Source organism: Tenacibaculum sp. L6, assembly GCF_028823685.1.
Taxonomy (GTDB): domain Bacteria; phylum Bacteroidota; class Bacteroidia; order Flavobacteriales; family Flavobacteriaceae; genus Polaribacter.
In genome coordinates, this window is sequence record NZ_JAPEHZ010000119.1 from 1 (window position 1) to 2,440 (window position 2,440).

The 2,440-nt window shown below is 33.0% G+C and carries 1 protein-coding gene; it reads right to left on the minus strand.

Features of this window, described 5'->3' with window-relative positions:
* Positions 1-476: 476 nt before the first annotated feature.
* On the minus strand, positions 477-2,168 hold the full coding sequence (locus OU788_RS12120) for a glutamine--tRNA ligase/YqeY domain fusion protein (RefSeq protein WP_274635408.1): 1,692 nt from the start codon (positions 2,166-2,168) through the stop codon (positions 477-479).
* Between the last annotated feature and the right edge of the window lie 272 nt (positions 2,169-2,440).

A 2,440-nucleotide genomic window follows, 5' to 3' on the forward strand; every position in this document is an offset into this window, starting at 1 on the left:
CATATTTTTCCTCTGATAACTCTAAACTAGCTATTGCTGAATCAAAACATTCGTCATTCTCTTCAGCTGTTAAAGTAAAAACAGAAAACAACATAAAAGTTAATACTAAAGTCCTTTTTTTCATTTTTAAAATTTTTAAAATTTGATACTTAAATTCTTTACTCCTTCTTATTTTGTATAAAGAAGACAAACACCCTCATCATTGTTTGTATGAGGTTACACGTCAAAAAATTAAAAAGAAAAATGTGCGCAATTTTATAAACATTTTTCCTTTTTCACTAGCTAGCTGATAATAAAAAGTGATCAATTTTTTTATTATCGCATCAAACTTATAAAATTATTTTCTTATAATTTGTTAAAAAACAGGAAAATCTACAACATTCTTCACAAAAACTACAAATAAGTGTTTTTTACATAGTAAAAACGCCACTTTTAACTAAAAAGTGGCGTTTTTATTTGTTTTATGTCTTTTGACCCTACTCGTTCTTTTTTGTCCAGTTATCTCTTAGTCCAACTGTTTTATTAAATACTAAATTTTCTACTGTTGAATCATCATCTACATTAAAGTATCCTAAACGTTGGAACTGAAAACGGTCACCAATTTTTGCTGTTTGTAAGCTTGGCTCAACGTAAGCCGTAATTTTTTCTAACGAATTCGGATTTAAGAACTCCATAAAGTCTTTGTCTTTATGACTATCTGGTGCTTCATCTGAAAACAATCTATCATACGCTCTTACCTCAGCCTTTACTGCGTGTTTTACAGATACCCAGTGTAAGGTTCCTTTTACCTTGCGCTTGCTTTCTTCCGTTCCACTTCCTGATTTCGTTAATGGATCGTATGTACAATGAATTACCGTAATGTTTCCATTTTCATCTTTTTCTACGCTATTAGCCGTGATAAAGTATGCATTCTTTAAACGGACTTCTTTTCCTAATTTTAAACGGAAGAATTTTTTATTTGCTTCTTCTCTAAAGTCTTCACGTTCTATATAAATTTCTCTTGAAAATGGAACTTCTCTTGTTCCTGAATTTTCATCTTCTGGATTGTTTTCAGCAATTAAAATCTCTTCTTGATTTTCAGGATAATTATCTATTACCACTTTTACTGGGTCTAAAACAGCCATCACACGATTTGCTGTTTTGTTTAAATCTTCTCTAATTTTAAACTCTAGTAATGCTACATCAATCACATTTTCGCGTTTAGAAACTCCTACTGTTTCCACAAAGCTACGAATGGCTGCTGGTGTGTAACCACGACGACGTAACCCTGAAATGGTTGGCATACGTGGATCATCCCATCCTGAAACGATTCCTTCTTCCACCAATTTCATTAGCTTACGTTTACTCATTACCGTATAGCTTAAGTTTAAACGAGAGAATTCTCTTTGTTTTGGTGGTAATGGGTATTCTGATTGACTATACTCATACACGTTATCTCTAAACCAATTGTATAATTCACGATGAGGCTTAAATTCTAGTGAACATAATGAATGAGAGATTTGCTCTATATAATCACTCTCTCCGTGTGTCCAGTCGTACATCGGATAAATTACCCAGTCATCTCCTGTACGGTGGTGTTCTTTTTTTAAAATACGGTACATGATAGGATCACGCATTAACATATTTGGTGAAGTCATATCTATTTTAGCACGTAATACATGAGAACCTTCTTCAAACTCACCGTTTTTCATACGTGTAAACAAATCTAAATTTTCTTCTACACTTCTATCACGATAAGGTCCAGCTACTCCAGGTTGCGTTGGCGTTCCTTTTTGTTCGGCCATCGCTTCTGAAGACTGACTATCTACATACGCTTTTCCGTCTTTAATCAATTGAACAGCCCAATCGTAAAGCTGCTGGAAATAATCAGAAGAATAACATTCTTTTTCCCATTGATACCCTAACCAAGCTACATCGCGTTTAATAGCATCTACATACTCTTGTTCTTCTTTTGCTGGGTTGGTATCGTCAAAACGAAGATTTACAGGAGCGTTGTACTTTTCCCCTAAACCAAAACTAATACCAATGGCTTTCGTGTGTCCAATGTGTAAATATCCGTTTGGTTCTGGTGGAAAACGAAAACGTAAATTTTCTTTTGGCATTCCATTAGCCAAATCTTCTTCAATAATTTGCTCTAAAAAATTCAATGATTTCTTTTCTTCTGACATTCTGAATTGTTAATTGTCTTTGTTCAATCTTATTTAACCTGTTGTTCTTTTTAAGAAAAATTTTGATTCTCGGTTTTGAACCTGTTCTCGATACAATTCCGATTTATTATCGGAATCACTCGAACTGACACCTAACTATAGTGTAAAACAGATTTCTTTCATTAATTCCTCTTAAAAGGATTCATTTGTGAAATTAAGCCACAAAATTACATAGAATCTGTGAGATATTTACACAAAGAAAACTAAGGATTAAACTTTTACAACAAAAAAAC

Coding starts and splice junctions, on each gene's coding strand:
- OU788_RS12120 (WP_274635408.1), bottom strand. CDS start 2,168: ATGTCAGAAGAAAAGAAATCATTGAATTTTTTAGAGCAAATTATTGAA.